This window comes from Pseudomonadota bacterium, from assembly GCA_034660915.1.
GTDB lineage: Bacteria > Desulfobacterota > Anaeroferrophillalia > Anaeroferrophillales > Anaeroferrophillaceae > DQWO01.
In genome coordinates this window covers 1-25,591 of record JAYEKE010000109.1, presented here as the reverse complement: position 1 = coordinate 25,591, position 25,591 = coordinate 1, and the positions used below count along the sequence as shown (strand labels likewise).

33 protein-coding genes are annotated in these 25,591 nt (G+C 47.3%); 23 read left to right on the top strand and 10 right to left on the bottom strand.

From position 1 onward, the window contains the following. The first annotated feature begins 63 nt into the window (after positions 1–63). The 12 genes from U9P07_06910 to U9P07_06855 all read left to right on the top strand — a co-directional run bounded on the left by U9P07_06910 (position 64) and on the right by U9P07_06855 (position 10,644). Positions 64–984, top strand: coding sequence for a CdaR family protein (locus tag U9P07_06910; GenBank protein MEA2109135.1), 921 nt, complete (start codon positions 64–66; stop codon positions 982–984). Next, positions 985–2,346, top strand: a complete 1,362-nt coding sequence (glmM, locus tag U9P07_06905; GenBank protein MEA2109134.1) for a phosphoglucosamine mutase — start codon at positions 985–987, stop codon at positions 2,344–2,346. 5 nt (positions 2,347–2,351) lie between these two features. Then, the gene (locus tag U9P07_06900; protein ID MEA2109133.1) at positions 2,352–3,065 is read left to right on the top strand and encodes a pyridoxine 5'-phosphate synthase; all 714 of its coding nucleotides are present in this window, start codon (positions 2,352–2,354) and stop codon (positions 3,063–3,065) included. Between the two features lie 3 nt (positions 3,066–3,068). After that, on the top strand, positions 3,069–3,461 hold the full coding sequence (gene acpS, locus U9P07_06895) for a holo-ACP synthase (GenBank protein MEA2109132.1): 393 nt from the start codon (positions 3,069–3,071) through the stop codon (positions 3,459–3,461). Then, the gene (locus U9P07_06890; GenBank protein MEA2109131.1) at positions 3,458–5,026 is read left to right on the top strand and encodes an NAD(P)H-hydrate dehydratase; all 1,569 of its coding nucleotides are present in this window, start codon (positions 3,458–3,460) and stop codon (positions 5,024–5,026) included. The genes acpS and U9P07_06890 overlap by 4 nt, the downstream gene beginning before the upstream one ends. A 269-nt stretch (positions 5,027–5,295) precedes the next feature. Then, a complete protein-coding gene (locus tag U9P07_06885) occupies positions 5,296–5,535 on the top strand; it encodes a hypothetical protein (protein MEA2109130.1) in 240 nt (79 codons plus the stop codon). 18 nt (positions 5,536–5,553) lie between these two features. Next, a complete protein-coding gene (locus U9P07_06880; protein ID MEA2109129.1) occupies positions 5,554–6,003 on the top strand; it encodes a CBS domain-containing protein in 450 nt (149 codons plus the stop codon). 84 nt (positions 6,004–6,087) lie between these two features. Next, on the top strand, positions 6,088–6,654 hold the full coding sequence (locus U9P07_06875) for an HPF/RaiA family ribosome-associated protein (protein MEA2109128.1): 567 nt from the start codon (positions 6,088–6,090) through the stop codon (positions 6,652–6,654). A gap of 176 nt (positions 6,655–6,830) precedes the next feature. Beyond that, positions 6,831–7,397 (top strand): YbhB/YbcL family Raf kinase inhibitor-like protein, encoded by a 567-nt coding sequence (locus U9P07_06870; protein ID MEA2109127.1) that lies wholly within the window; start codon positions 6,831–6,833, stop codon positions 7,395–7,397. A 71-nt stretch (positions 7,398–7,468) separates the two neighbouring features. Continuing rightward, complete coding sequence (gene ade, locus U9P07_06865) at positions 7,469–9,193, top strand: adenine deaminase (GenBank protein ID MEA2109126.1); 1,725 nt, start codon at positions 7,469–7,471, stop codon at positions 9,191–9,193. Between the two features lie 48 nt (positions 9,194–9,241). Next, entirely contained in the window at positions 9,242–9,865 is a 624-nt protein-coding gene (locus U9P07_06860; GenBank protein ID MEA2109125.1) for a phosphoribosyltransferase, read from the top strand. A gap of 275 nt (positions 9,866–10,140) precedes the next feature. Beyond that, positions 10,141–10,644, top strand: coding sequence for an N-acetyltransferase family protein (locus U9P07_06855; GenBank protein ID MEA2109124.1), 504 nt, complete (start codon positions 10,141–10,143; stop codon positions 10,642–10,644). 107 nt (positions 10,645–10,751) lie between these two features. Here U9P07_06855 and U9P07_06850 read toward each other — a convergent pair whose 3' ends face one another. Continuing rightward, positions 10,752–11,228: a CYTH domain-containing protein gene (locus U9P07_06850; protein MEA2109123.1), complete on the bottom strand. Its 477-nt coding sequence runs from the start codon at positions 11,226–11,228 to the stop codon at positions 10,752–10,754. A gap of 125 nt (positions 11,229–11,353) precedes the next feature. On the opposite strand from U9P07_06850, the gene U9P07_06845 reads away from it, so the two are divergent. From U9P07_06845 to rimI, 7 genes are all read left to right on the top strand, one after another. Further along, positions 11,354–11,569, top strand: coding sequence for a hypothetical protein (locus U9P07_06845; GenBank protein ID MEA2109122.1), 216 nt, complete (start codon positions 11,354–11,356; stop codon positions 11,567–11,569). Positions 11,570–11,825: 256 nt separating this feature from the next. Beyond that, positions 11,826–12,275 (top strand): CBS domain-containing protein, encoded by a 450-nt coding sequence (locus U9P07_06840; GenBank protein MEA2109121.1) that lies wholly within the window; start codon positions 11,826–11,828, stop codon positions 12,273–12,275. A 122-nt stretch (positions 12,276–12,397) separates the two neighbouring features. Beyond that, positions 12,398–12,850 carry a tRNA (adenosine(37)-N6)-threonylcarbamoyltransferase complex ATPase subunit type 1 TsaE gene (tsaE, locus tag U9P07_06835; GenBank protein ID MEA2109120.1) on the top strand — a complete coding sequence of 151 codons (453 nt, stop codon included), beginning with the start codon at positions 12,398–12,400 and terminating at the stop codon, positions 12,848–12,850. A gap of 27 nt (positions 12,851–12,877) precedes the next feature. Further along, entirely contained in the window at positions 12,878–14,119 is a 1,242-nt protein-coding gene (locus U9P07_06830; GenBank protein ID MEA2109119.1) for an aspartate kinase, read from the top strand. A gap of 4 nt (positions 14,120–14,123) precedes the next feature. Next, on the top strand, positions 14,124–15,710 hold the full coding sequence (gene cimA, locus U9P07_06825) for a citramalate synthase (protein MEA2109118.1): 1,587 nt from the start codon (positions 14,124–14,126) through the stop codon (positions 15,708–15,710). After that, positions 15,707–16,201, top strand: coding sequence for a MogA/MoaB family molybdenum cofactor biosynthesis protein (locus U9P07_06820; GenBank protein ID MEA2109117.1), 495 nt, complete (start codon positions 15,707–15,709; stop codon positions 16,199–16,201). Before cimA ends, U9P07_06820 begins: the two co-directional genes overlap by 4 nt. After that, positions 16,191–16,667 carry a ribosomal protein S18-alanine N-acetyltransferase gene (gene rimI / locus U9P07_06815; protein MEA2109116.1) on the top strand — a complete coding sequence of 159 codons (477 nt, stop codon included), beginning with the start codon at positions 16,191–16,193 and terminating at the stop codon, positions 16,665–16,667. The genes U9P07_06820 and rimI overlap by 11 nt, the downstream gene beginning before the upstream one ends. On the opposite strand, the gene U9P07_06810 is transcribed toward rimI, so the two are convergent. Next, positions 16,622–16,834 carry a hypothetical protein gene (locus U9P07_06810; protein MEA2109115.1) on the bottom strand — a complete coding sequence of 71 codons (213 nt, stop codon included), beginning with the start codon at positions 16,832–16,834 and terminating at the stop codon, positions 16,622–16,624. The two genes, rimI and U9P07_06810, sit on opposite strands and share 46 nt — an antisense overlap. Positions 16,835–16,937: 103 nt before the next feature. Here U9P07_06810 and U9P07_06805 point away from each other — a divergent pair, with 103 nt between their 5' ends. After that, a complete protein-coding gene (locus U9P07_06805; protein ID MEA2109114.1) occupies positions 16,938–17,753 on the top strand; it encodes a dihydroorotate dehydrogenase electron transfer subunit in 816 nt (271 codons plus the stop codon). 18 nt (positions 17,754–17,771) lie between these two features. After that, positions 17,772–18,692 (top strand): dihydroorotate dehydrogenase, encoded by a 921-nt coding sequence (locus tag U9P07_06800; GenBank protein MEA2109113.1) that lies wholly within the window; start codon positions 17,772–17,774, stop codon positions 18,690–18,692. Between the two features lie 90 nt (positions 18,693–18,782). On the opposite strand, the gene U9P07_06795 is transcribed toward U9P07_06800, so the two are convergent. From U9P07_06795 to U9P07_06770, 6 genes are all read right to left on the bottom strand, one after another. Further along, positions 18,783–19,184: a PilZ domain-containing protein gene (locus U9P07_06795; protein ID MEA2109112.1), complete on the bottom strand. Its 402-nt coding sequence runs from the start codon at positions 19,182–19,184 to the stop codon at positions 18,783–18,785. Positions 19,185–19,199: 15 nt separating this feature from the next. Further along, positions 19,200–20,396, bottom strand: coding sequence for a tetratricopeptide repeat protein (locus tag U9P07_06790; protein ID MEA2109111.1), 1,197 nt, complete (start codon positions 20,394–20,396; stop codon positions 19,200–19,202). Positions 20,397–20,400: 4 nt separating this feature from the next. Beyond that, positions 20,401–20,775, bottom strand: a complete 375-nt coding sequence (locus U9P07_06785; protein ID MEA2109110.1) for a LapA family protein — start codon at positions 20,773–20,775, stop codon at positions 20,401–20,403. Then, positions 20,772–21,287: an HIT domain-containing protein gene (locus tag U9P07_06780; GenBank protein ID MEA2109109.1), complete on the bottom strand. Its 516-nt coding sequence runs from the start codon at positions 21,285–21,287 to the stop codon at positions 20,772–20,774. The genes U9P07_06785 and U9P07_06780 overlap by 4 nt, the downstream gene beginning before the upstream one ends. A 78-nt stretch (positions 21,288–21,365) precedes the next feature. After that, positions 21,366–21,710 carry a type II toxin-antitoxin system PemK/MazF family toxin gene (locus tag U9P07_06775; protein MEA2109108.1) on the bottom strand — a complete coding sequence of 115 codons (345 nt, stop codon included), beginning with the start codon at positions 21,708–21,710 and terminating at the stop codon, positions 21,366–21,368. Then, entirely contained in the window at positions 21,710–21,940 is a 231-nt protein-coding gene (locus tag U9P07_06770) for a hypothetical protein (protein MEA2109107.1), read from the bottom strand. The genes U9P07_06775 and U9P07_06770 overlap by 1 nt, the downstream gene beginning before the upstream one ends. A 176-nt stretch (positions 21,941–22,116) precedes the next feature. On the opposite strand from U9P07_06770, the gene U9P07_06765 reads away from it, so the two are divergent. Both U9P07_06765 and U9P07_06760 read left to right on the top strand, forming a co-directional pair. After that, complete coding sequence (locus U9P07_06765) at positions 22,117–22,305, top strand: hypothetical protein (protein MEA2109106.1); 189 nt, start codon at positions 22,117–22,119, stop codon at positions 22,303–22,305. After that, on the top strand, positions 22,280–22,807 hold the full coding sequence (locus U9P07_06760) for a DUF2148 domain-containing protein (protein ID MEA2109105.1): 528 nt from the start codon (positions 22,280–22,282) through the stop codon (positions 22,805–22,807). The genes U9P07_06765 and U9P07_06760 overlap by 26 nt, the downstream gene beginning before the upstream one ends. A gap of 90 nt (positions 22,808–22,897) precedes the next feature. Here the strand turns inward: U9P07_06760 and recJ are convergent, their stop codons facing one another. Together recJ and U9P07_06750 are read right to left on the bottom strand one after the other, a co-directional pair. Next, positions 22,898–24,619 carry a single-stranded-DNA-specific exonuclease RecJ gene (gene recJ / locus U9P07_06755; protein MEA2109104.1) on the bottom strand — a complete coding sequence of 574 codons (1,722 nt, stop codon included), beginning with the start codon at positions 24,617–24,619 and terminating at the stop codon, positions 22,898–22,900. A gap of 25 nt (positions 24,620–24,644) precedes the next feature. Continuing rightward, positions 24,645–25,523: a DMT family transporter gene (locus U9P07_06750; GenBank protein ID MEA2109103.1), complete on the bottom strand. Its 879-nt coding sequence runs from the start codon at positions 25,521–25,523 to the stop codon at positions 24,645–24,647. Positions 25,524–25,591 lie beyond the last annotated feature (68 nt).

Genomic DNA, 25,591 nt, shown 5'->3' with positions numbered 1-25,591 from the left:
AGCTAAGTGCTTATAAGGCCGGACATGCTCAAAATTCAGTCTTTATTATTCAGCAATTTTTATTTGAAAATCCTTTCGGTTATCATTGCCATACTGTTATGGTTTTTTGTTATTGGTGAGAGTAAAAACGAAATGGGCATTGATGCCCCCCTGGAGTTTAAAGGAATTCCCCATGATGTCACCATTGTCAACAACATTCCTACTGACATCCATGTCCGCCTGAAAGGTTCATCCACCCTGTTACGGCCCCTGACAGAAAAAAAACCGCTTTTTAATATTGACCTGTCGAATGTTAAAATGGGTGAAAACGTCATCCTGCTGGAGAAAAAAGATTTAAAGAATCTTCCCTTGGGAGTTGAAGTCATTGATATTACTCCGGTCGCTATTACCGTTATCCTGGATAAGCTCATCGAAAAACACCTGCCGGTGAAAGTAAAAACCAGCGGAACCCTGCCCCGAGGGTATCAATTGTCGGAAACAAGAATTGAACCTGGAAGTGTATTGGCCAGGGGTACCAAAAGCTATTTGCAGGATATTGACACGATTTTCACCAATTCCGTTAACCTGAGTACGATCAAAGGTAATGCAACCAGAGAGATAACCCTTTCCTTTGATCCTAAAAGACTGAAGTTTATTGATCCTTTGACCGTTAAAGTTTTTATCAGCATCAGCGAGGAACGTACTCAGCGGAGCATTAATGGAATCCGGATAAACTTTATCAATAAGCCATCGACCATTGGGCGGATCAGTATCAGCAATTATTTTGTTGATCTGCTGGTCAACTCTCCCCAGAAGATGCTGGTTGATAAAATCCGTCATGACACCAAAGTAGTGGTTGATCTTGCTTCCCTGGATACTGTTCCCCAGGGAAACACTGCTACGCTACCCATTGAGGTCAACCTCCCGGACGATGCGAAACTGATCTGGGCTGATCCTCCTCAGATTGAAGTTGTTTTTAACCGTATTGTTAAAGAAGGAAAATAGATGAAGAAACTTTTTGGTACTGACGGAGTCAGAGGAATTGCCAACATAGATCCGATGACTGCGGAAATGGCCCTGCAGATTGGCCGGGCTACCGCCTATATATGTAAGAAAAAAACCCACCGTCATCGCATTGTCATCGGCAAGGATACCCGCTTGTCCGGATATATGATTGAAAATGCCCTGGTATCCGGCATCTGTTCCATGGGCGTTGATGTCCTGATTGTCGGCCCCATGCCCACCCCGGGCATTGCTTTTCTCACCCACAGTATGAGGGCCGATGCCGGGATGGTAATCTCCGCCTCCCATAATCCTTTTCAGGATAATGGGATCAAGATTTTTTCTCGTGACGGTTTCAAGCTGCCCGATCAAACGGAAGAAACCATTGAAAAGCTTATCTTACATGATGCCATCAAAGATCTGCGGCCAACGGCAGATGAAGTGGGCAAAGCATTCAGGATTGATGATGCCATCGGTCGTTACATTGTTTTTCTGAAAAACACTTTCCCGGCTGAGTTGGATCTTGAAGGACTGAAGCTGGTTATAGATTGTGGCAACGGCGCAGCATACAAAATTGCTCCGGCTGTTTTTGAAGAGCTGGGAGCTTCGGTTACAGCCATCGGCATCAGCCCCAATGGTAAAAATATTAACGCTGATTGTGGCTCTTTACATCCGGAACGGCTGAAAGAAGAAGTTCTCAAAGTTGGGGCCAACCTGGGTATCGCTTTTGACGGTGATGCCGATCGGGCAATATTTGTCGATGAGACGGGCACCGAAATTAACGGCGACCAGATTATGGCTATCTGCGCCCTGGAAATGGCTCGGCAAAACAGGTTGGCAAAAAACACCCTGGTGGCAACGGTGATGAGCAACATGGGGCTGGAAAAAGCCCTGGAACCCCAGGGAATCAAAGTGGTCAGAACCCAGGTGGGTGATCGCTACGTTGTTGAGGAGATGCGCCGGCAGGGATATAATTTTGGCGGTGAACAATCCGGCCACCTGATTTTCATGGATCACAATACCACTGGAGACGGAATACTTTCAGCTTTGCAGTTATTAGCGGTGCTGGTTCAAACCGGTAAGCCGCTATCAGAATTGGCCGAAGTGATGGTTACCTATCCCCAGCTGTTAAAAAATATTCCGGTGAAAAACAAACCGCCCCTGGAACAGGTGCCGGTTCTCCATCAGCGAATTAATGAAATTGAGCTGGAGATCCAGGGTCGCGGCCGGTTGCTGGTTCGCTATTCCGGCACCGAAAATAAATTGCGGGTGATGATGGAGGGGGAAAGCATTGAACTGATTACCGGCCATGTGGATGAATTGGCCGAACTGGTTCAGCAGAATCTGGGTCAAGAGGAAGCATAATCATCATGGTTAAACTAGGGGTAAATATTGATCATGTGGCAACCATACGCCAGGCTCGGGGTATCAGCGAACCCGATCCGGTGGCCGCTGCGGTCCTGGCGGAGTTGGCCGGAGCGGACGGAATTACCATTCACCTGCGCGAAGACCGGCGTCATATTCAGGACCGCGATCTTTTCCTGCTGCGACAGGTGATAAAAACAAGGTTGAACCTGGAAATGGCTCTGGCTCTGGAAATTATCGCCATTGCTGAAGAAGTCAAACCGGAGAGCGTCACCCTGGTGCCGGAAAAACGGGAAGAGCTGACCACCGAAGGCGGTCTCGATGTCATCGGTCAGCAAGGAGTGGTGGAAAATGCTGTCCGCCGTTTTCACGAAAACGAAATCATCGTCAGCCTGTTTATTGACCCTGATCCGGACCAGATTGATGCCTCCAGACAGGTTGGGGCTGATTTTATCGAAATACACACCGGTCGCTATTGCGATGCCGAAACAGCAAGCGAACGGGATCAGGAATTTAAAAAAATCGAGGCTGCCTGTTTTATGGCCCGCAACCTTAACCTCGAAGTAAATGCGGGACATGGTTTAAATTATCGTAATGTTCAACCAATTGCCGCAATTCCCGGTATATATGAGCTGAATATCGGCCATAGCATTGTCGGAAGGGCGGTTCTGGTGGGCCTGGAAAGAGCGGTTCGGGAAATGAAGGCCCTGCTAAGCTGAAAAATGACGACAATTAGAGGTATAGGCACTGATATTGTTAAAATCAGCCGCATTGAAGAACTGATTTCCCGCTACGGAGATCGTTTTTTAAAGCGGCTTTTTTTACCAGCCGAGATCAGCTACTGCCTACCGAAAAAACGTCCCGCCATCCACTTCGCCGCCCGCTTTGCGGCCAAGGAAGCCATGCTGAAAGCGCTGGGGACCGGCCTGAGCCAGGGGATCAGCTGGAAGGATATGGAGGTCTGTAGACAGCCCGGTGCCGGCCCTGAATTTTCTTTTTCCGGCCGGGTAGCTGAATTATGCCGGAAGCGGGGAATTACCGGCAGTATGATCAGCCTCAGCCATGAGCAGGAATTTGCCCTGGCTTTTGTAATTATTACCGGAGATCCATTATGAAATTAGTCACTGCCAGGCAGATGCGTGAACTTGACACCAGAACCATTAATGAAGTGGGAGTGCCCGGCGTGGTACTGATGGAACTGGCCGGACAGGGGGCGTTTAAATTTATCGAAAAACAAAACTGGTTACCGTCAAAAACCCATCCTGTTTTAATCCTGGCCGGCAAAGGCAATAATGGCGGGGATGCCCTGGTGGTGGCCCGCTGGCTACGGCTGGCCGGCTATACAAACCTTGAGGTTGCCCTGTTGGCTGAAGCGACCTTGATAAATGGAGATGCCAGAACCAACCTGGAGTGCTATCGGAACCTGGGTGGTTCAGTTACTGAAATTACCACCATTGATGCCTGGGATAATTTTTGCCGGAAGTCGGAAAATTTCAGTCTGATCATTGACGGAATTCTGGGTACCGGCCTTAAAAGCTCCCTCCGTGGTTTGTACGCAGCAGTTATCGGCATAATCAATGAACAGCTGGGGGATCATGTCCTGGCCCTGGATATTCCCTCGGGCCTTCATGCCGACCGGGGCGTGCCGCTGGGAGATGCGGTCAAAGCCGATGCCACCGTAACCTTCGGCTATGGAAAAACCGGTCTTTTTGTCTATCCTGGGAAAGAATACGCCGGAAATGTTAAAATTATCGATATTGGCATTCCAGCAGTATTTCTTGATTCTCTGGAAGCTACCAAGTTACTAACCACTGACGATTGCCGGAAATTACTGCCACCGCCGCCGGCATTAAACGGTCACAAGGGAAATCGTGGTCATCTTTTGACTATCGCCGGCTCCCGGGGAAAATCCGGGGCTGCACTTTATACTGCCTACAGCGCTTTAAAAACCGGTTGTGGCCTCTCAACCTTAGCCACTCCATCATCCCTGGCTGCCGGCATCGAAGGCCGAATCCCGGAATTAATGATGACGCCCATTGCCGATGGTGGCCAGGGACGGGTAGGGGAGATGAACGTCCCCGACATCGAGCAAATCTGTCTGGGGAAACAGGCCATTGCCGTCGGTCCTGGTTTAGGTACCAAGGCCGAAGCCCATGAATTAATTATTAAACTGCTGAAAAACATTTCCATTCCCATGGTTCTTGATGCCGATGCCCTCACCGTTTTAACCCCGAACTTGGAAGCACTGGCAGAAAAAAAAGCTGACATTATTCTTACTCCCCACCCGGGAGAAATGTCCAGACTGTTAAAGATACCCACCCGGGAAGTCCAGCAGAATCGTCTCGAACTGTCCCGTGATTTTGCCTGCCGCTATAATGTTTGCCTGGTTCTCAAAGGAGCCGGAACCATCATTGCCGCCCCGGATGGCAACGTCGCCATTAACAACAGTGGCAATCAATACCTGGCAACTGCTGGGTCCGGCGATATCTTAACCGGCATTATCGGCAGTTTTCTGGCCCAGGGATTATCTCCCCTGTCAGCCTGCCATCTGGGAGTCTATGCTCACGGTCTGACTGCTGATATACTGGCAGAAGATGGAAACAAACATGGCATAACCGCTGGTGATCTTCTCCAGACTATTCCCCATGCATTAACAGAAATAGAGAAAGACGTTTGCTGATAAATGGCCATGATAACCAGGAGAAAAAAATATCTGAAGTAGCATTTCAAGATAAAAGGCAAAATGTCCTCGACCTTTGACTGTATGGCAGCAATCCGTGAGGGTGTGCCAGGGACTGGTTTTCACCATAGCCAGAAATATTCCTGCATCATTTGACTAATATGGTTTTGCTGATACACTATATGTATAGGGGACGTTCATGAATCAGTGATAAGTTAATACTCAACTTTCTGACTTGTTCTAAAAACAGCGGAAAGAAATTTACAGGGATGTTCCGGCATGGCTCTCGCTCATTCTCGCCGGCCGTCCATGGCCTGCCTGTGCGTGCCGCACGCAGACAGGCCGGCTTGTGGGGCGCGCTAAAGCAATATCCCCGCGTCCGCCGCGAATCACATCGTGTGATTCGTTCGGCGGCCAATACCGCCTGCCTGTCGGCAGACAGGCTACGAGCCAAGCCCGAACATCCTGCTAATATGTCCCCGGCAATGCAACTCAGAAAGTTAAGTTAATAGAAAAAGGGGAATCATATGTCAGTGGGAAAATTCTGCAATCGTGAAGTGGTGATCGTTGAAACCACGGCGACCATCATTGAAACAGCCCAAATCATGCGCCATCACCATGTGGGCGATTTGGTCGTTGTTGATCAACGCAGCGGCAAACCGGAACCCATCGGCATTGTTACTGACCGGGATATTGTTATTTCTGTCATTGCAGCGCAGGTGGATATGGTATCTTTGACCGTCGGTGATCTCATGAGCGGTGAACTGATTACCGCTAAAGAGGATGATGGGTTGTGGGATACCCTCCAGCGGATGCGTGGAGGTGGAATGAGACGGTTGCCGGTGGTGGATGCCGCCAGAGCATTGGTTGGAATTATCACCGTTGATGATATCCTGGAACTGCTGGCTGAGGAGATGGGGGATCTGGTCAGAATTATCAAGCAGGAGCAGGTAAAAGAGCGGGGGCTAAAAGCTTGAATCCAGTGCCTTAAACCACAAAAGCAACGAAGAGATTGTTCGGTACTTGGAAGAACAGTCTATGGTGAATGAGGAGAAGCGTTTATGCAAGTACCATTGCAGATCAGTTTTCGCAACATGGATCCATCACCGACCGTTGAGGCCGCGATCAAAGAAAGGGCGGCTAAAATGGATCAGTGGCATGATCGGATCATGAGTTTCCGGGTCATGGTTGAGGCGCCGCATAAACACCATGAAAAAGGGAAACTATACCATGTGCGGATTGATGTTACTCTGCCTGGCGCTGAATTGGTGGTTAACCGGGAGCCTGACCTTCACCAGGCCCACCAGGATGTCTATGTAGCGGTGCGCGATGCGTTTCTGGCCATGCAGCGGCAACTGGAGAATTATGTTAACCGGCGCCGGGGAGAGGTGAAAACCCATGAGGTTCCACCCCATGGCCGGGTATCGCAGTTATTTCCCGACCAAGGGTACGGCATCATAAAAACGGCTGATGGCCGGGAAGTGTATTTTCACGAACACAGTGTGTTGAACCTGGATTTCAAGAAAATCAAAATTGGTGCTGAAGTCAGGTTTAGTGAAGAAAAGGGGGACAAGGGCCCTCAGGCCAGCAGCGTGAGTGTGGTGGGCAAACATCATATTGTCGGCTAGCAGCTGACAAGGGTGAAAATACTTTAGCTAAGTTGTTTTTCCCTCTGTTCACGGATGCCGATAATAAAATAGGAGGCCAAAACCAAGACCACAATCAATGCCGGTCCAAGTTTGAAACCTGTCTGAATGATTTCCATGTTAACTCCTTTCAATAAAATATGATACAGGGGATGGCGATGGAATGCAAGGTAAATTGTTTCTGGTGTTGGCGGTTGACGATCATCCTGACCGGAGTGCTGGTGATCGTCTGGCTGCAGCCGATTGAGGCAGCCAGGCGAGGAGGTGAGGTTATGGAATTGAAAAGTACAGCGTTTGTTCAAAGTGGTAAAATCCCCGCCCGCTATACGTGTGATGGACAAGATATCTCTCCGCCTCTGGAGTGGGGGGCTGCGCCGAAAGGGACTGAAAGTCTGGCAATTATCTGTGATGATCCTGACGCCCCGGTGGGAATCTGGGTTCACTGGGTATACTATGATATCCCTGTCGGAGAGACGCGGTTGCCGGAGCATGTCCGTGTTGCGGAACAGCCGGCAACCGGGGGACGCCAGGGAATCAATGATTTTCGCAAAGTCGGCTATGGCGGACCCTGCCCCCCGGGAGGGACACACCGCTATTATTTCAAAATTTTTGCCTTGGATGTCAGGCTCAATCTGCCGGTGGGAACCACTAAACCCCAATTGCTCAAAGCGATGAGCGGGCATATTCTGGACCAGGCTGAATTGATGGGGGTGTATCGCAGATAAGTGGGGGTAGCTTGTTAGCCCAGGAATCGATCAATTAAATTTAGAAATAATGTGGTTTGTCGGAAGAGCTCATGGATGTTGCCCACCTGATTGCCCTGGCTCGGGGGGATAAAAAAGTTGATCTGGTATTGACCAACCTGCATCTCGTCGAGGTTGTTTCAGGCGAAATTTTCCCCACCGAAATTGCCATTGCCGAAAACATGATTGTTGGTATCGGACCCGGCTATCAAGGCCATGATACCATTGATTTTCAGGGCCGTTTTGTCTGTCCCGGCTTCATCGATGCCCATGTGCATGTGGAGAGCTCCATGGTGCGGCCCCGCGAGTTTGCCCGCGCCGTAGTTCCCCATGGCGTAACCTCGGTGGTGAGTAATCCTCATGAGATTGCCAATGTTCTTGGTCTCGCCGGAATTTATTTTATGATTGCCGATGGCAAGAATGCTTCCCTGGAAACCTACATTACGGTTCCGGCCTGCGTTCCGGCAACGGATCTCGCAACCTCAGGAGCCAGCCTGTCACTGGCAGAGATCAAACAGCTACGGGCTGAGCCACAGGTGATCGGGCTTGGCGAAGTGATGGACATGCAGGGGGTGGTTGCCGGTGATCAGCGGGTGCTGGCTGAACTGGATGCTTTTCGGGGGAAGAAGATCGATGGCCACTGTCCCGGACTGCGGGGTCAGGCACTGAACGCCTATATTGCCCCCGGCATTTCCTCCGATCACGAATGTACCACGATGGAGGAGGCTCAGGAAAAACTGCGGGCTGGGATGAGCATATTTATCCGCGAGGGAAGTGCGGCCCGCAATCTCCAGGCCCTGGTACCGATGATTACCCCGGAAAATGAGCGCTGGCTTTCTTTTTGCACCGATGATCGTCAGCCTGTTGACCTGCTGGATAAGGGGTCAATTGACCACTTGGTGCGTTTGGCCATAAGATACGGGGTGCCGCCGATGACAGCTATTCGGATGGCCACTGTAAATCCGGCGGTACACTTCCGCTTGGATAGCCGGGGTGTTGTTGCCCCTGGTCGCCGGGCTGATCTGTTAGTTTTCAGTGATTTGCAGACGGTAAAACCGGAGCTGGTGTTTCAGAACGGGGTGCTGCGGGCCCGTGATGGGACGTTGTTGCCGGCCGACCTGGGCTCAGAGGTGTTGGAAGCAGAGCAACAGGTGCGGGATACGGTTCATGTGGATTGGTCCGGGATGGATTGGCGCATCCCCGTGAAAGGGAAACGGATGCGGGTCATTGGGGCCATGCCTGACCAGCTGCGCACCGAGACACTGATTATGGCACCGTCGACCAGCGATGGCCTGGCGGTTGCCGACCCGGGTAAAGATTTGCTGAAAATTGCAGTCATCGAGCGTCACCATGCGTCGGGCCGGATTGGCCGGGGTTTTGTTCACGGCCTGGGGTTGAAAAAGGGAGCACTGGCCAGTACGGTGGCCCATGACCATCACAATCTCATGGTGATTGGTGTCGATGATCTGTCGATGGAAACTGCCGCCCGGGCAGTGGCCGCCAGCAGTGGCGGCCAAGCTGCCGCCGTTGGGGAACAAGCCCTTGCCTGCTTACCATTGCCTCTTGCCGGACTGATGTCAGCTTCCCCGATTGAGGAGGTCCGCTTTCAGGTTGATTCACTGAACAATGAGGCTCGGAATCTGGGATCGTCATTACATGATCCGTTTATGACTATGAGTTTTCTCGGACTTGAGGTTATCCCCTCACTCAAATTGACTGACCGTGGTCTGGTAGATGTGGAACACCAATGTTTTGTTCCCTTGTTTACCGATTCCTGAAAATCTGAAAACAGCCCCCGGAAAATTGCCTTCAGGAGAATGTTCCAGATGTCTTTGGTGTGTGAGCTGATAACCTGGAAAACGGTTCAACGACTGGCTCGTAGCCTGGCATTCAAACTTGTTGACGCTTCCTTCACTCCTGATATAATTGTCGCCATTGGCCGAGGAGGCTGTGTACCGGCACGTATTGTTGCCGATTATCTCCAGGTATTTCAGGTAACCTCAATCAAAATTGAACACTATACTATGGGTGCCGAACGACAGCGGCAGGCCCGGATCAGGTATCCTTTGAGCGTTGACGTTGATGGAATGAAGGTCCTGATTGTTGATGATGTCAATGACAGTGGCGATACTTTGATATTGGCTAAGGAACATATTGATTCGCATGAGCCCAGAGAAATCCGGACGGCCGTTTTACATCATAAGATTGTCTCTTACTTCCAGCCTGATTTTGCCGCCTGGCGGATTGTCAAATGGCGCTGGCTCATCTATCCGTGGGCGGTCATTGAAGATCTTACCGGTTTTATCATGCAGATGGAAAATCAATCGCTATATCCGGTGGATATTGCCCAGCGGCTTGAGCGCGATTACCACATCACTGTTTCGCAGGAAATGTTACATGATGTGCTGGCGCTGATCTCTTGGCATGAAAACCATTCTCCCGACCAGTGAAAGCTTCCCGATGTTGGGCCGCCACGGTGTCCTGAAGACACTTTTTACAAAACCGAAAAGTTTTCTGGTCTGGAATTTACGGAAAGCACCAGGATGTTTTCTTCATTGACAACTCAAGGGGGAAATTATTATTATGGCGCTTGTTGGGAGCAAGCTGCAGTGGTGGTTGATGGAAAGAGCACGACAAAGCCATTATCTGACTATCACCCCACTGATTGACTGTTGCATTGAAGCAGTCAAGTAAAGATAACCTTTTTCTATTGTCAGCATGTAAAATGGAGATACGAACAGCCAACTGGGAAGATCTGGAGGCTATTGTTTCCATCTACAATCAGGCGGTGGCCGCTGGCCAGAAAACGGCAGACATTATCCCGGTCACCGTTGCCAGCCGGAAACAATGGTTTGAAGCCCATGATCCTCATTCCTATCCGATTCTGGTTGCGGTATATAACGATATCATTATTGGATATTTAACTGTTAGTGCGTATCGTCCTGGACGCATGGCAGTTCGCCATACTGCAGAGGTAAGCTATTTTGTCCATTTTGACTACCATCATCGGGGAGTCGCATCAAATCTTTTGGGGCATGCTATGCACCTCTGCCCACCCCTGCACATAAAGACCTTATTTGCCATAATTATTGACAGCAATGAATATAACATCAGGCTTTTGGAGAATTATGGCTTTAAGAAATGGGGACATCTGCCCCGAGTGGCGGAATTTCATGGGGTGGAAGTGGGACATCTTTACTACGGTTTGAGGATTGATGGAAAAGCTTAACGATGTAAAGCATAAATCAGGTTACCGCAGTATCCCAGAATTTATATGTCATAAGAGGTTTATGTGGATAAAGGTGAAGCAGCGATGGCATCCCTGTTCCTTCTCATTCATTGTTTTGGCCAGGCGCTGTAGGGGGTTTGGGACAGGTAAGCATTATAATATCTTTTATCGGCTGATACTTCCTGCCCGATCCAAGCAGGCAGGGTAAAGTTCTCCTGTTCGTTTTTCAGCTCGATTTCAGCCAGGACCAGGCCTTCATTGGCATCGTGAAAGACATCGATCTCCCATACATGACCACCAAGGGGCAGGCGATAACGGGTTTTGTGAATCACTTGCCCCAGGCAAAACTCATCCAGTATCTGTTTGGCATCGGCAACCGGCAGAGAACATTCAAATTCCTTCCGGCGGATTCCGGCACTGGCGCTTTTGAGAGTTAACCATGCCTGTTCGCCAGCGATTCGAACACGTATGGTAACTTTTTGTGTGTTTGCCATATAACCCTGCAACAGTCTGGCGCCAGCATCCGCCTGCGCCTTCCAAGCCATGGAGCTTACCAGATATTTCCGTTCAATCTCGATAGCCATTAATCTAATCCTTTTTTATCCAGATAGGATTACGAACAAGTTGTAAAAAACAGCGCTAAGCAATTTGATATTTATAACTCAACTTTCTTAGTTGATCTGAAAACAGCTGAAAGAAATCTCCAGGGATGTTCCGGCATGGCTCTCGCTCATTCTCGCCGGCCGTCCATGGCCTGCCTGTGCGTGCCGCACGCAGACAGGCCGGCTTGTGGGGCGCGCTAAAGCAATATCCCCGCGTCCGCCGCGAATCACATCGTGTGATTCGTTCGGCGGCCAATAACCGCTATGAGCCAAGCCCGAACATCCTGCTAATATGTCCCTGGCAATGCAAGTCAGAAAGTTGAGTTATAACAAAATTCGATTCAAGGTGCAAATTGCCAGTTTATATATCTGAGATTAAAATGACTATCGATGCTCAATCTCAAAAAATAGGGTTTATTTTTTTCCGGTCTGCGGTAAAGGGATAACCATATTATCATAGCTTCTACTTGACATGCCCGGCAGGACAGAGGTAAGAATAGAGTAAATTTGCCATCGGAACTCTGTGCTCAGGCACCATATAAAAGCTATCCAGTTAAAGTTCATAAAAGGAGTCCTGTCATGAAAGCAGTTAAAGATATTATGACCACACCGGTAATCACGGTAACCCCTGAAACCAATATCAAGGATCTGGCAACTTTGCTTACCAAAAATAAAATCAGTGGTGCTCCGGTAGTCGATAAAGAAGGAATATTGCTGGGGATTGTAACCGAAACTGATCTTTTATTTACTGAAAAACCTTTAAATATCCCCAGTTTCTTTATCCTTCTTGATACTCTTGTTTACTTAGAAAACCCTTTCAAACTGGATAAAGAATTGAAAGAGCTTACTGCCCGTACTGTCGCTGACATTTATACTCATGATTGTTTAACGGCTACAGCTGATACTCCAGTTGGCAAGGTTGCCAGCCTGATGGTTGCAGAAAAAAAATATCTCCTGCCGGTTATCGACCAGAATAAAAAGGTCATCGGGGTTATTAGTCGCACCGATATGATGTCCCTGATCAGCTGATATTTCTTCTGCACCGCAGATGTATTTGCAGCAATCATAGCATATAGTGGAAAAATACTTTTCCGGGTCGATATTGGAAACTAAACTTTATTACTCAAGTTTTATTGATTATTTTGCAAAAATTGTCTAAAGAGGAATATATTATCAGCAAATCTCCGGATGAAACCATAAATTTCGGCGAAAAATTGAGCCGTGATTTGTTGTCTGGATCTCATATCTTTGCTCTTTACGGAACCTTAGGCGCGGGGAAAACACTGCTTACCAAAGGCATTGCTCGGGGGTTGCAAATTCCTGACTGGCATTACGTCAATAGTCCGACCTTTACCCTGATAAATGAATATGAAGGCCGCTTGCCCCTGTACCATTTTGACCTTTACCGGTTGAACAACCAGAACGATCTACTGGAAATCGGCTTTGAAGATTATTTACATAAACCCGGAGTTATGGTGATTGAATGGCCGGAGAAAATCGGAGAAATGATACTTTCACTTGATTTTGTCAGGATTACCCTGGCTATTACCGGCGAAGAACAGCGCGAAATTATTACCAGCTACAATAAACATGCAGATTTATAAAACCGGAAACATCAAGAGTTAATTATTATGGCACTGATAGTACAAAAATATGGCGGCACGTCAGTGGGAAGCATTGAGCGGATTAAAAATGTTGCCCGCCGGATAATTGCTACCAAACGCCGGGGAAATCAGGTTATTGTCGTTCTTTCAGCAATGGCAGGAGAAACCGATCGCCTGTTGAAACTGGCCGAGCAGCTGGAAGCTGCTCCTGAGAAAACAAATGAACGGGAAATGGATGTCCTGGTTTCAACCGGTGAGCAGGTTTCCATTGCCTTGGTGTCAATGGCCATTGAAACCATGGGGGAAAAAGCCTGTTCGTTTCTCGGACACCAGGTACAGATACTGACTGACGATGCCTACACCCAGGCTAGAATTGAACGGATTGATCCTGAGCGGATTTATAAAGCCCTGTCTGATGGGTATATTGTCGTAATTGCCGGTTTCCAGGGAATCGATAAAGAAGGAAATATCACTACTCTGGGGCGGGGAGGATCTGATACCAGCGCCGTAGCGGTAGCCACCGCAATGAAGGCTGAGCTTTGTGAAATTTATACTGATGTTGACGGTATTTATACCACAGATCCAAATATTTGCCATCAGGCCCGCAAACTTGCCAAAATATCATACGATGAAATGCTGGAACTTGCCAGCCAGGGGGCCAAGGTATTACAGATCAGGTCAGTGGAATTTGCCAAAAAATACGGGATCCCCATTCATGTACGATCAAGTTTTTCAGATTATGAGGGAACTGTAGTCTGCCAGGAGGATAAATCAATGGAAAAAGCTGTTGTTTCAGGTGTTGCAGCCAATAAAAATGAAGCAAAGATTACTATACATGGGATTCCGGATCGCCCGGGAATTGCCGCCATGATCTTTTCATCCATTGCGGATCAGGGAATTGTAGTGGATATGATCATCCAGAATATCTCTGAGGAAGGATTGACTGACCTGACATTTACGGTTCCCAAAACTGAATATCAGCACTCCCTCTCCATTATTACTGATATTTGCCGGAAAATAGGAGGGAAAACTGTTCTTGGTGATGAAAAGATAGCCAAGGTTTCAATTGTTGGAATCGGTATGCGTACCCATGCAAATGTTGCCTCTCGGATGTTTTCCGCCCTGGCCCGGGAAAATATCAATATCATGATGATCAGTACATCTGAGATAAAAGTTTCCTGCGTCATCGCGGAAAAATATACTGAATTGGCAGTCAGGGTTCTCCATGATGAATTCCAGCTGGATCAAGACCCTGACCTAAAGGAATAAACAAATGGCCATAATCAAAATCTATGATACGACCCTGCGTGACGGTACCCAGGCGGAGGATATTTCCCTGATGGCCGGCGATAAGGTCCGCATTGCACGGAAACTGGATGAATTCGGCATTCACTATATTGAAGGAGGCTGGCCGGGATCCAACCCTAAAGATATGACTTTTTTCAAACAGATTAAAAAAGTCCCCCTGAAAACGGCCAAGATTACCGCTTTTGGCAGCACCCGTAAAATTGAAAACCAAGCCGAAAATGATCCAAACCTGCAGGCAATCATTGCCTCAGGGGTAAAAGTAGCGACAATTTTTGGTAAATCATGGGATTTTCACGTTACCAATGCCCTGAATATCAATCTTGCCGACAACTTGACGGTTATTGAGGATTCGCTCACCTACCTGAAAGGGCAGATGGCTGAAGTCATCTATGATGCCGAACATTTTTTTGATGGCTTCAAACATAATCGGGAATACGCCCTGGAAACATTGAAAGCGGCAATCCGTGGCGGGGCTGACTGCCTGGTCTTGTGTGACACCAATGGCGGCACCTTGCCCTTTGAACTGGCTGACATTATCAAGCAGACGAAAAAAGGTCTGAGACCTCTTAAACGGCACCTGGGAATTCATGTGCATAATGACTCCGGGGTAGCGGTAGCCAATTCATTAGTGGCCGTAACCTGTGGTATCACCCATGTCCAGGGAACCATTAATGGCTTTGGTGAGCGCTGTGGAAATGCCGACCTGATTTCTATTGTCCCCAATTTACAGCTGAAGATGGGTCATAAAATCTTGAAAAAGGAGAATCTGCAAAAGCTTGCTTCTTTGTCGCGCTATGTGGACGAAATTGCCAATAAGCGTCATAATAACCGACAGCCATTTGTCGGCATGAGCGCCTTCGCCCATAAAGGCGGCATCCACGTCAGTGCCGTGCAGAAAGACCCTCTTACCTATGAACATATTTCACCCGACTGGGTCGGCAATCGGCGACGGGTGCTGGTTTCGGATCTCTCGGGCCGCAGCAATATTTTATATAAAGCCCAGGAATATAATCTGGATGTGGGTGACGATGAACAGACCCGCAAAATTCTTGAACGAATTAAAGACCTGGAAAGCCGGGGTTTTCAGTTTGAAGGAGCTGAAGCATCCTTTGAGTTGCTGGTAAAAAAGACTATGGGGACCTATAAACCTTTTTTCAATCTGCTGGGTTTTCGGGTAATCATTGAAAAATTCCGCCGAACCCGGATTCCGCTCTCCGAAGCTACGGTCATGTTGCGGGTCAACAAACATGTCGAGCATACGGCCGCAATCGGTGACGGACCGGTTGAAGCTCTGGATAAAGCCCTGCGCAATGCCCTGGAAAAATTCTATCCGGTTTTAAAAGAAATAAAATTGACTGACTTCAAGGTCAGAATACTTTCTTCTGACCAGGGGACGAAAGCCGTTACCCGGGTACTCATTGAAACCACCGATTCTAATGGCAACAAGTGGGGGACGGTGGGTGTATCCAGCAATATCATTGAAGCCAGCTGGCAGGCGTTGGTTGACAGCATAGAATATAAATTGATCCAGAGCCTGGACGATAAAAAATGAGTTATAAAGTTGCCATCCTGACGGTTAGTGACCGAGGTTCTGCCGGCCTGAGAGAGGATTTGAGTGGTCCAGCCATCCATGATTTCCTCAAATCATCAAAGGTCGATTTTCAGCTTATATCCCAGACAATAGTCCCTGATGAACAGGAAAGGATTATTCAGATGCTTCGTTTATGGTCTGATGATTATATTCCCCTGATTCTCACCACTGGCGGTACCGGATTTTCACCCCGTGATATAACCCCTGAAGCCACTCTCGCAGTTATTGAACGTCAAGCCCCCGGATTTGCCGAGGCCATGCGGAGCGAAAGCCGAAAAATCACCCCCCATGCCATGATTTCTCGGGCAGTATCAGGCATTCGCAAGCAAAGCCTGATTATTAACCTGCCCGGAAGCATAAAAGGGGTTCAGGAATGCCTGGCGGTCATCTTGCCGGCTCTTCCCCATGCCCTGGATAAACTGATGGGAGATCAATCAGATTGTGGCCGCTGAGCATGAATCTTTTCAACTGAAGTTAAGACCGGCAATCGTTGTTGACCTGGAAGAGATAATTGATCTTGACCAGCACTCTTTTATCATGCCCTGGAACCGGCAGATGTTTATTGATGAGCTGTCTGGCGACGAAAAACATCTTTACGGTGTATTTCAATCAAACCCGGATTGGTCACCATTGCTGCTGGGTTTTGTCTGCTTTCACCATTGTCTTGATGAAGCTACCCTGCTCAGGATTGCGGTGCATTCTGGTAAAAAGAGAAAAGGCATTGCCTCCTTTCTCATCCGGGAAATGATAATTCTGCTGAAGGATAAGAAAGTTAAGGAAATATTTCTTGAAGTTGGAGCTTCAAATCATGCCGCCCGAAGATTATACCGTTCCTTTGATTTTCAGCTTATTGGCAGACGTCCTGAATATTATTACGGCACCCGTGAAGATGCCCTGATTATGAAAGCAATGTTATAATATCTCAACTTTCTGACTTGTATTGTCAAGGATACATTACAGGATGTTCGGGCATGGCTCATAGCGGTATTGGCCGCCGAACGAATCACACGATGTGATTCGCGGCGGACGCGGGGATATTGCTTTAGCGCGCCCCACAAGCCGGCCTGTCTGCGTGCGGCACGCACAGGCAGGCCATGGAGGGCCGCGAGAATGAGCGAGAGCCATGCCCGAACATCCCTGAAAATTTCTTTCAGCGCTTTTTAGAACAACTCAGAAAGTTGAAATAATATGTTTCTTTTCCACAGCACGGTACTTCGCCTGACAGAGATCACTCCTGATACGTTCAGGATCCGACTTTCCTGTCCGGAAAACTTTGTCCGGCAGTTTATCCCCGGACAATTTGTTATGGTCAGCGTTGCCGGGCCATCGCACCTCGATCCCTTATTGAAACGACCTTTCAGTATCTGTCGGCTCAGATCTGATGGCTTTGAACTGCTGATAAAAGTTGTCGGCCGGGGAACAGAAATGCTTCGGCATATGGCCATCGGCACATTACTGTCACTTCATGGACCGCTGGGGAATGGATACCCCGTTAAAATTATTAAGAATGACAGCAGAATTATGCTGGTTGCCGGCGGGATTGGCATAGCCTCAATAATCAGTTTACTTGATTATTGCCTTGAAACTGCATACCCATTGAAAAATATCAACCTGATACTGGGAGCCAGAACCAGCAGTGAATTGCTCTATATTGATGAATTCCGGCAACTGGTCGAAAAAGGATTAAGTCTATCAATAGCCACCGATGATGGTAGTGTGGGACATTATGGACTGGTAACTGACCTGATTTCCCGGCAATTACAGGATGTTGAGAATAACCCGATTATCTTTTCCTGCGGTCCAATGCCCATGCTGACTGCTCTCGGAAAGCTGGCCATGGAGGCATCCTGTCCCTGCTACCTCAGCCTGGAAAGCCGTATGGCTTGCGGTTTTGGTGTCTGTCTCGGATGTGTGACCAGAAAAAAAACGAAGGATGAGAAACATCCATGGGTTAAAGTTTGTCAAGACGGGCCTGTTTTTGATGTTACAACCTTGATGTTATAGTTAGAATAGAAAAAACCTATGGTTGACCTTTCGATATCGCTTACTCCTGAATTACGTTTGCAGAACCCGGTTATGACCGCTTCCGGAACCTTCGGCTATGGTCGTGAGTATGAACCATATCTGGAATTGAACAAACTCGGAGCGGTGGTCACCAAAGGCCTTTCCCTATTGCCAAAACCTGGGAACGAACCTCCCAGAATCATGGAGACTCCCTGCGGTATGCTTAATGCCATCGGCCTGGAAAATATCGGGGTTGAGGCATTCTTAAGTGATGAATTACCTGTCCTGAAGGCTGCTCAGGCAACCGTGGTGGTGAATTTTTTCGGAGAAACCATTGATGAGTATGAAGAACTGGCTGGGATTATGGATCAGGAAACAGGAATTGACGCTCTGGAAATCAATATTTCATGCCCCAATGTGAAAGCCGGCGGGCTGCAATTTGGAATAGATCCCCGAATGGCAGCCAGCCTGGTTGCCGCTGTGCGCCGCCGGACAAGCTTGCCACTGATTACAAAATTATCCCCTAATGTTACTGATATTATCAGTATTGCCATGGCTGTGGAAGCTGCCGGTACCGACTGTGTTTCCCTTATTAATACCTTGACCGGGATGGCAGTTGATCTTCAGAGCAGCAAGCCGGTTTTGGCTAATATCACCGGTGGACTCTCAGGGCCGGCCATTAAACCAATAGCTTTGCGGATGGTACATCAGGTCGCCCGGAACGTAAATATTCCGGTAATTGGTATCGGGGGAATTTCTTCAGCCAACGATGCACTGGAATTTCTTCTGGTGGGGGCAACCGCCATTCAGGTGGGAACCTGTAATTTTGCAAATCCTGTCATCACGGCTGAAATTGCCGCTGGGATTGAATCTTTTTTACACGAGCGCTCAATCAGCCATATCAACGATTTTATCGGCTCGCTGAAAATTCCTTCCTGAAAGCATTCAGCTGTCAGCAATCAGCTTTCAGTTTAGAAAAATGAGGACATTACGTTACTCATTCACAGCATCCAGTTAACCTCTGCCGGCCTAAACTGTTGAAGCCGGCATTGATTTTCTACGCCTCAAGGTACGACGATTTACATATGACAAGATAACAGCACGACGGGATTCCTTGATAAATTTAAATTCCAGGGCAACCAGATAATGTGGCAGATGATTTTCCTGCTTCAAATCCTGCTCTTTACTCCTGATAACCAGGGCGAGAAAATCCCCCTGTAAATCACCTTCTTTTTCCGTCTCAAACCTGATAATAATCAACGTTCCATGACGAAGCAAAGGGCAGGGGGTGGTAAACAACATGCCGCCGCCGCTAAGATTAACTGCTTGTCCAGGATAAGGACCAAGTAACTGGTTTTTTTTATTGATAATGATGAATTCCAGCGAAAGGATAAGGGGGAACCGGAGGAATCCGCGACGGTTATCATCCATAATCATATTTGCCTTTTATCGGGGACCGATAGTATCCCAATGGGCACATTTGGGACACTTCCAGACCACTTCATCAAGTTGATAACCACACTGACAGCATTGATATGGTTTATTAACAGGCTTGTACGTATCAAAAAAATTCTGTAAAAACCATTGATATTCTCCACAGTTTTCTGTTGCCCGAACCAGTTTGGCCACCACGGCAAAGATTCCCGCAGCATCAGGTTTTGTCGCCAAAATCCGTTTTATCCAGTCAGCAGCTTCATTTGTACGACTATTATCCAACAAAAAATTACTATAGCAAAGGATAAAATGGACATTATCTGAATATTTATCCAGATAATGCCGGAAAAATTCATCCTTTATCTGGTTAGTTCTTTCAGCAGGCAGCTGGGAAAAACGACCAACAACCAACGATACCAAGTCAGGATTAAGCTCGAAAGCTTTTCTCCATGATTTCAGCGCCTCTTGCTCTTTTCCAGTTTTGATCTGTAAATCACCCAGATGCAACCATGCATCCATACAGTTTTCATTGATACCGATTGCCCGACGATAGAAACTCGCAGCCTTAGTGTCGTTACCGGATTGCTCGGCATCCTTTGCCATTTCAGTGGTCAAATGTGCCAGAATATTATGAGAATTATCGCTATCGCTTAATTCAGTGAGTTTTTTCTGAACCATGATAGCTTTATCCCATTCACGACCTAATTCATAAATGCCGCCTAATTCACGCAAAGCATCGACATAGGTTGGCGCTTTTTCATGCAATTCTGCAAAAGTCTTTCCGGCCCGTTCAATAAGGCCAGCTTTTTTATAATCCAGACCAATTTCAAACATGGTCTGTAACGTAATATCTTCGGGAAGGGAAGAACGTAGAAGGAGATTACGATGAACTCTAATGGCGCGGTCAACTTCACCAGTGTTGCGAAACAACTGACCTAGCGCCAGATAAATTTCGCTGGTGGCTGAACTCATCTGGGCAACCTTAATGAATTCAACCAGCGCCCGGTCGGTTTCGTTGGAAAGGATGTAGGACAAGCCCCTGAAGTAGGAACGGAGAAGAATTCCCTGATCTTCAGATGCCTCGTTGTCTTTCGATACGTTATCCGGCTGTTTGCTCCGACTCGAAGAGGAAAACTTTCGTTTCAACAACAAAAGAATAGTCAAAAAAAGAAGGACCAGCACAATGCCGGCAATCAGGAAAATATTCATGTAATCACTGGGTTACTGAAGTTGTGGCATCCGGTTTGTCAGTGGTCAACTCAACATCAGAAACCACTGCTTCGGTCAAAGGTAAATTACGGAATTTTTCCAACTCTGTTTCCAGATCTTTAATTTGCTTATCCTTTTTTTTCATTCTCCGGCGCTGGCGGAAAAGCACCATGATATCAACAATAGCCACGGAAATAACCCCGCAGAAAATGGCTAAGAAAAGTAAAGCATATAAAGGTATTTCCAGAGGGCCTAAGACGACAAATGCCAGGTCATAGCGTAAAGAAACCGGAAGTGATAATGCGCCCATATTCTCAAAAACAAAAATCAGCAGTAAGGTTAAAAAAAGGAGCAGAAAAGTAATTTTTACATATCTCATTTCAGATTCATCCTTTCAGCCGTAAAATATTTCACTAAAGTTTCATAGGTCTCTTGAAGATGTTGAGGCATGACCTTGGTTTCTCCGATAACCGGCATGAAATTATAATCTCCCTGCCAACGGGGAACAATATGGAAGTGGAGATGGGCATCAATTCCGGCTCCAGCTATTTTACCCAGGTTAATACCACCATTGAAACCATCAGCCTGAAGGGCAAGCTGCAAACAGGCAACGGAGCGCCGAAAAAGTTCCATTAATTCCTGAAACATCGGTGTCGAAAGTTGTCCGAGATCATTAACATGTTTAAACGGTACCACCATCAGATGACCATTATTATAAGGATACCGGTTCATCAGGACATAGGCATGTTCACCCCGGTAAAGAATCAGGTTTTTCTGATCATCAGATTCCTTGGCAATCTGACAAAAAAGGCAACAATCCTTAAGGGATTGTTTATTGTCATCAAGGATGTATTCCATCCGCCAGGGAGCCCAGATTACCTTTTGACTCATATTAAGCCTTAATTCCTTTCTCTTATTGCAGAGATAGAAAATGATCTATCATGTTTCCAGCCCCATTTCCACTATTTTTCATAATAATGCCAAGCTCAATTTAATGGCTTTATCAACATCATCCATCTTATTTTTACCGAACCGGCCAAGGCGTTTTTCCAGTCGTTCCTTGGCAACAGTAAGTATCTGGCTTGTTTTTATAATCGAGGGGTAGTCAAGTCCTCCTTCTGGAGGATTGATTCCTACGTTCATTGGATAAAGCTTCACAGAGTTTGAAATCGCGGCAACAATGGTTGTAGGCGCTTTCTCATTACCAATATCATTCTGGATAATAAGAGCGGGCCGCTTACCTGCCTGTTCACTTCCTCTGGCAGGATTCCAGTTAACCAGCCATACTTCACCTCTTTTGGGAACAGTATTCATTAAAGGATCTCCCTTTGGACTTGAGAGGTTAGATCGGCAAATAGTTTATCCTCTTCGGCCATGTCTTCATAGCCTTTTGCCATAAGAGCCTCGGTCTTCTTTTTTAACCATAACTTGAACGCCTCCTGCGCAAGATGACTTTTGGCCATGTTAAAAGTCTTTGCTGCTTTCTCAATATCCATATAAAGATCACCATCAATGGTTAAACTGACCTTCTTTTTAGTTCTCATTTCATACCTCCTATTTTACCTTATAAAGAATATGATAATAAACCGTATTATTTATCTTGTCAACTGATGAAATTCTTTTTGACCAGCGCATGAAACTCTTCTGAAGGTATCTCATTTCCACTATTTTTCTTAGACCTGCATGGAAATAAATGCTATGAAAAGGATAGGAGGTTTTAATGAAAGACGCCACGCTGCAAGATAAAATCAAAGATTTAGAAGAACTGCTGAAGAAAAAAAGAGCCGCCATTCCACGTCATTCGGTCAGGCCATACCAGCTGCTGGAGATCGAAGAGCTGGAAGAGGATTTAATGGAATTAATAAAAAGAAAGGAAGTTTCTCATGATTCTGGATGCACAGACAACTGAGCTTAATGCTATCATGACCGTAGCTGATCTGATGGCGGCCGCCGCCCGCACCGCCCCGAAAGGGAAGGGGGCTAACCGGCTGATTTCCATGATTTTTACCGGTGAAGATAAAGATCTGGTTGCTGCCAGGATGGCGGAAATTGCCATAGAGGAAGATATCGCTTTTTTTCAGCGGGATGCTGGAAATATTTATCAGTGTACAGCCGTCCTGGTGCTGGGAACTTTGCTGGCCCCAATGGGAATTCCCTATTGTGGCTATTGCGGCTATGAAGATTGCCAGGCGTGTAGTCAGAATGACGGCCGTTGCAGTTTCAACATTATTGACCTGGGAATCGCCCTGGGATCAGCCGTAGCCACGGCTGCCCTGCATCACATCGACAACCGCATCATGTTCTCTTTCGGCAGGACCGCCCTGGAGATGGGTTTATTGCCGGAAGGTACCATGGTTGCCTATGGAATTCCCCTGTCGGTTTCCAGTAAAAGCCCGTTTTTTGACCGTTGATTTCAGGTTTTCACCTAATGGGTGCTGTGATGAACTAACGTAATGCCATGATTTTTCGTAGCTGAAGGCTGATGGCTGACAGCTAATAGCTTATAGACGGATATCTTTCAGGTTCAACTGAATGGACTGGTTGCCATTCCAGGTATTGATCTGCGGGACAAAGGCAAGATCAACCCGATCTCCGGCAGAAATCTGCCGATCACCCATATTAAAACCTATGGCGTTGTTTTTTGCTGAATGATCACGTACCTGTAGACGCAGATGATTTTTACCAACAATTGAGGCTCGGTTCACCTCAAGTTCTTCGGCCACAAAAATCGGTTCGGGGTTGCCAAAACCAAATGGCGCCAGTTGAGCTATATCCTGAAGAAGTTGGAATGAAAGATCACCGAGTTTCAGCCGGCCATCAACTGTAAGTTCCGGTTGCAGCTTATGGCTCTGCAGGCGTTCAGCCACGAAGCTGTCAAGGGAATTTCGAAATGCTGCCAGATTATTATGGTTAATGGAAAAACCGACAGCCATCTGATGTCCACCAAAGCGATTAAGATGTTCGCTGCACCTGGTAATCATATCCAGTAAATGAATACCCGGGATACTGCGCCCGGAAGCCTTGCCAACCCCGTTTTCGTTCATACTTATCAGCATGGTCGGCTGAAAATAACGCTCAGCGATTTTAGACGCGACAATACCAATGACCCCTTCATGCCAATTGGTTGACGCCAGCACGGTAACATATTTACCCCCATAATTGCGATCCTGAGCCATACAGCCGTCAACTTCCTCAAAAATCACTTCTTCTACCTTGCGACGCTGCAGGTTTAGCTGCTGTAATCGATATGCCTGCTCATCCGCAACCGCAGCATCATCGGTAAGCAACAACTCCATGGCATCATGGACGGAATCCATCCGGCCAGCGGCATTCAGGCGGGGTGCAAGTTTAAAGGCAATATCGCGGGCGGTTATCCCGGCGCTGCGATCTACCCGGCTGATATTCAGTAAGGCATCAAGACCGGGACGATGGGCACTGGCAATTTCTTCCAAGCCATATTTCACCAAAATCCTGTTAACTCCGGTAAGCGGCATTACATCCGCCACGGTGCCCAAAGCAACCATATCCAGATAACGTTTCAGGTTGATTTCTCCGGACATCATCCCAGCTTCACGCATTGCCCGCCGACAGGCAACCAGCAGATTAAAAGCGACGCCAACTCCGGCCAGATTTTTCTCCGGATAGGAACAGTCTGTCTGCTTGGGATTAATGATAGCGTAAGCAGCCGGAAGCTCAGAAGGGAGTTCATGATGGTCAGTGATAATGGTGTCCATATGAAAACTGGCGGCACAGGTCACCTCAGCAATATTGGAAATACCACAATCAACCGTAACCAGAAGGGAAACCCCTTCTTTGGCATACTGCTGGATAGTTTCACTGTTCAGGCCGTAACCTTCCTGCAGGCGCGATGGTATATGATAAAAAACATGCAAGCCAATCTGGCGGAAAAACTGTACCAGGATTACTGATGATGAAATACCATCAACATCATAATCGCCGTAGACCAGCACTTTTTCATGCCGTTCCATTGCCTGGAGCAGCCGTTTTACCGCCTTTTCCATTCCTTTGAGCAGGTTGGGATCGGGAAGATGGGACAGGGAAGGGGAGAGAAAGCGCCCAATATGTTCGGGTTGATCAATTCCCCGACGAAGTAAAATTTCGGCAATTATAGGCGAAATTCCCAATTTTGCTCCTAAAGTGGAGGTCAGGACAGGTGAAACATCGGCGCAAGTCCATATTTGATTATGTATCTGATTATTCATAGTCTCAACTAAAACTCATGCTGCTTTAAGTTCCTTCCTGCCAGATTACCAGAAAACCAGCCGCAAAAATCAAAACTCCGCCAAATGCGGTTATCAGAGAGGGAATGTCCCGCAAGAACACCATTCCCATCATGATGGTGCTTACCGGTTCCAGATAACCAATAATGGCCACATGCTGGGCCATGACGGTGGTAAGGCCGGAAACATACATCAGAGGTGCAAGACTGCAATGGATAAATCCCAATAAAACTAATATAATCCAATCCAGGGGAGGGGCAGACAGTGGCTGCACAATAACCATGGGGGCCAGAATAACAACAATGAATATTCCTTGCCAAAAGGCAATAGATATGGGCGGTAGCCCCCTGGTTAACCCTTTAGCAATAATCAAGGTTATCGCGTAAGCCAGACCTGAAATTACACCGAAGGCAATACCGCCGGTCGCCTGTTTATCCAGTAACAATTGCAGGTGAGGAAAAAGCATCAGGAAAAGACCTGCAAGAGAAACAGGCAGGGCGATGCCGGTCCAGCGGTCAAATTTCTCATGCAGGATTAAAGGAGCCAGGAGGGCAACAAATATCGGCGCGGTATAATGGCTGAAAACCGCGTTGGCAATGGTTGTATGGCGCAGAGCCAAAAAATAAAAGTAGAGATTAAGTAAAAGACAGATTGCCAGCAACAGAATCTGCCAGAAATTTTCTTTAAGATCCTTAATAAGACGCTGAGCGGCTGAAGGGTGAAACCTGGCAACCAGAAAGAGAACCGGCAGCGAAAACAATGATGAAAAAAATATTACCTGCCAGGGGGGCATAACCACTGTCTTGATAACAATACCCCAGGTACTCCACACTAAAAGGGCTAGAATTATCTTTAGATATGCCTTGTTAACTACCTTATTTAACACTTAATGCCATATTTTCTTATTAATGGTTCAATCTTATCCATAATGGAGTTTTTAGGAAGCCATCATGA

Excerpts from the sequence above, each read along its gene's own strand:
- glmM (MEA2109134.1), top strand. The coding sequence starts at position 985 with ATGAAGAAACTTTTTGGTACTGACGGAGTCAGAGGAATTGCCAACATA.
- U9P07_06900 (MEA2109133.1), top strand. The coding sequence starts at position 2,352 with ATGGTTAAACTAGGGGTAAATATTGATCATGTGGCAACCATACGCCAG.
- acpS (MEA2109132.1), top strand. The coding sequence starts at position 3,069 with ATGACGACAATTAGAGGTATAGGCACTGATATTGTTAAAATCAGCCGC.
- U9P07_06890 (MEA2109131.1), top strand. The coding sequence starts at position 3,458 with ATGAAATTAGTCACTGCCAGGCAGATGCGTGAACTTGACACCAGAACC.
- U9P07_06885 (MEA2109130.1), top strand. The coding sequence starts at position 5,296 with ATGTTCCGGCATGGCTCTCGCTCATTCTCGCCGGCCGTCCATGGCCTG.
- U9P07_06880 (MEA2109129.1), top strand. The coding sequence starts at position 5,554 with ATGTCAGTGGGAAAATTCTGCAATCGTGAAGTGGTGATCGTTGAAACC.
- U9P07_06875 (MEA2109128.1), top strand. The coding sequence starts at position 6,088 with ATGCAAGTACCATTGCAGATCAGTTTTCGCAACATGGATCCATCACCG.
- U9P07_06870 (MEA2109127.1), top strand. The coding sequence starts at position 6,831 with ATGGAATGCAAGGTAAATTGTTTCTGGTGTTGGCGGTTGACGATCATC.
- ade (MEA2109126.1), top strand. The coding sequence starts at position 7,469 with ATGGATGTTGCCCACCTGATTGCCCTGGCTCGGGGGGATAAAAAAGTT.
- U9P07_06860 (MEA2109125.1), top strand. The coding sequence starts at position 9,242 with ATGTCTTTGGTGTGTGAGCTGATAACCTGGAAAACGGTTCAACGACTG.
- U9P07_06855 (MEA2109124.1), top strand. The coding sequence starts at position 10,141 with ATGGAGATACGAACAGCCAACTGGGAAGATCTGGAGGCTATTGTTTCC.
- U9P07_06850 (MEA2109123.1), bottom strand. The coding sequence starts at position 11,228 with ATGGCTATCGAGATTGAACGGAAATATCTGGTAAGCTCCATGGCTTGG.
- U9P07_06845 (MEA2109122.1), top strand. The coding sequence starts at position 11,354 with ATGTTCCGGCATGGCTCTCGCTCATTCTCGCCGGCCGTCCATGGCCTG.
- U9P07_06840 (MEA2109121.1), top strand. The coding sequence starts at position 11,826 with ATGAAAGCAGTTAAAGATATTATGACCACACCGGTAATCACGGTAACC.
- U9P07_06830 (MEA2109119.1), top strand. The coding sequence starts at position 12,878 with ATGGCACTGATAGTACAAAAATATGGCGGCACGTCAGTGGGAAGCATT.
- cimA (MEA2109118.1), top strand. The coding sequence starts at position 14,124 with ATGGCCATAATCAAAATCTATGATACGACCCTGCGTGACGGTACCCAG.
- U9P07_06820 (MEA2109117.1), top strand. The coding sequence starts at position 15,707 with ATGAGTTATAAAGTTGCCATCCTGACGGTTAGTGACCGAGGTTCTGCC.
- U9P07_06805 (MEA2109114.1), top strand. The coding sequence starts at position 16,938 with ATGTTTCTTTTCCACAGCACGGTACTTCGCCTGACAGAGATCACTCCT.
- U9P07_06800 (MEA2109113.1), top strand. The coding sequence starts at position 17,772 with ATGGTTGACCTTTCGATATCGCTTACTCCTGAATTACGTTTGCAGAAC.
- U9P07_06795 (MEA2109112.1), bottom strand. The coding sequence starts at position 19,184 with ATGGATGATAACCGTCGCGGATTCCTCCGGTTCCCCCTTATCCTTTCG.
- U9P07_06790 (MEA2109111.1), bottom strand. The coding sequence starts at position 20,396 with ATGAATATTTTCCTGATTGCCGGCATTGTGCTGGTCCTTCTTTTTTTG.
- U9P07_06785 (MEA2109110.1), bottom strand. The coding sequence starts at position 20,775 with ATGAGATATGTAAAAATTACTTTTCTGCTCCTTTTTTTAACCTTACTG.
- U9P07_06780 (MEA2109109.1), bottom strand. The coding sequence starts at position 21,287 with ATGAGTCAAAAGGTAATCTGGGCTCCCTGGCGGATGGAATACATCCTT.
- U9P07_06775 (MEA2109108.1), bottom strand. The coding sequence starts at position 21,710 with ATGAATACTGTTCCCAAAAGAGGTGAAGTATGGCTGGTTAACTGGAAT.
- U9P07_06770 (MEA2109107.1), bottom strand. The coding sequence starts at position 21,940 with ATGAGAACTAAAAAGAAGGTCAGTTTAACCATTGATGGTGATCTTTAT.
- U9P07_06765 (MEA2109106.1), top strand. The coding sequence starts at position 22,117 with ATGAAAGACGCCACGCTGCAAGATAAAATCAAAGATTTAGAAGAACTG.
- U9P07_06760 (MEA2109105.1), top strand. The coding sequence starts at position 22,280 with ATGATTCTGGATGCACAGACAACTGAGCTTAATGCTATCATGACCGTA.
- recJ (MEA2109104.1), bottom strand. The coding sequence starts at position 24,619 with ATGAATAATCAGATACATAATCAAATATGGACTTGCGCCGATGTTTCA.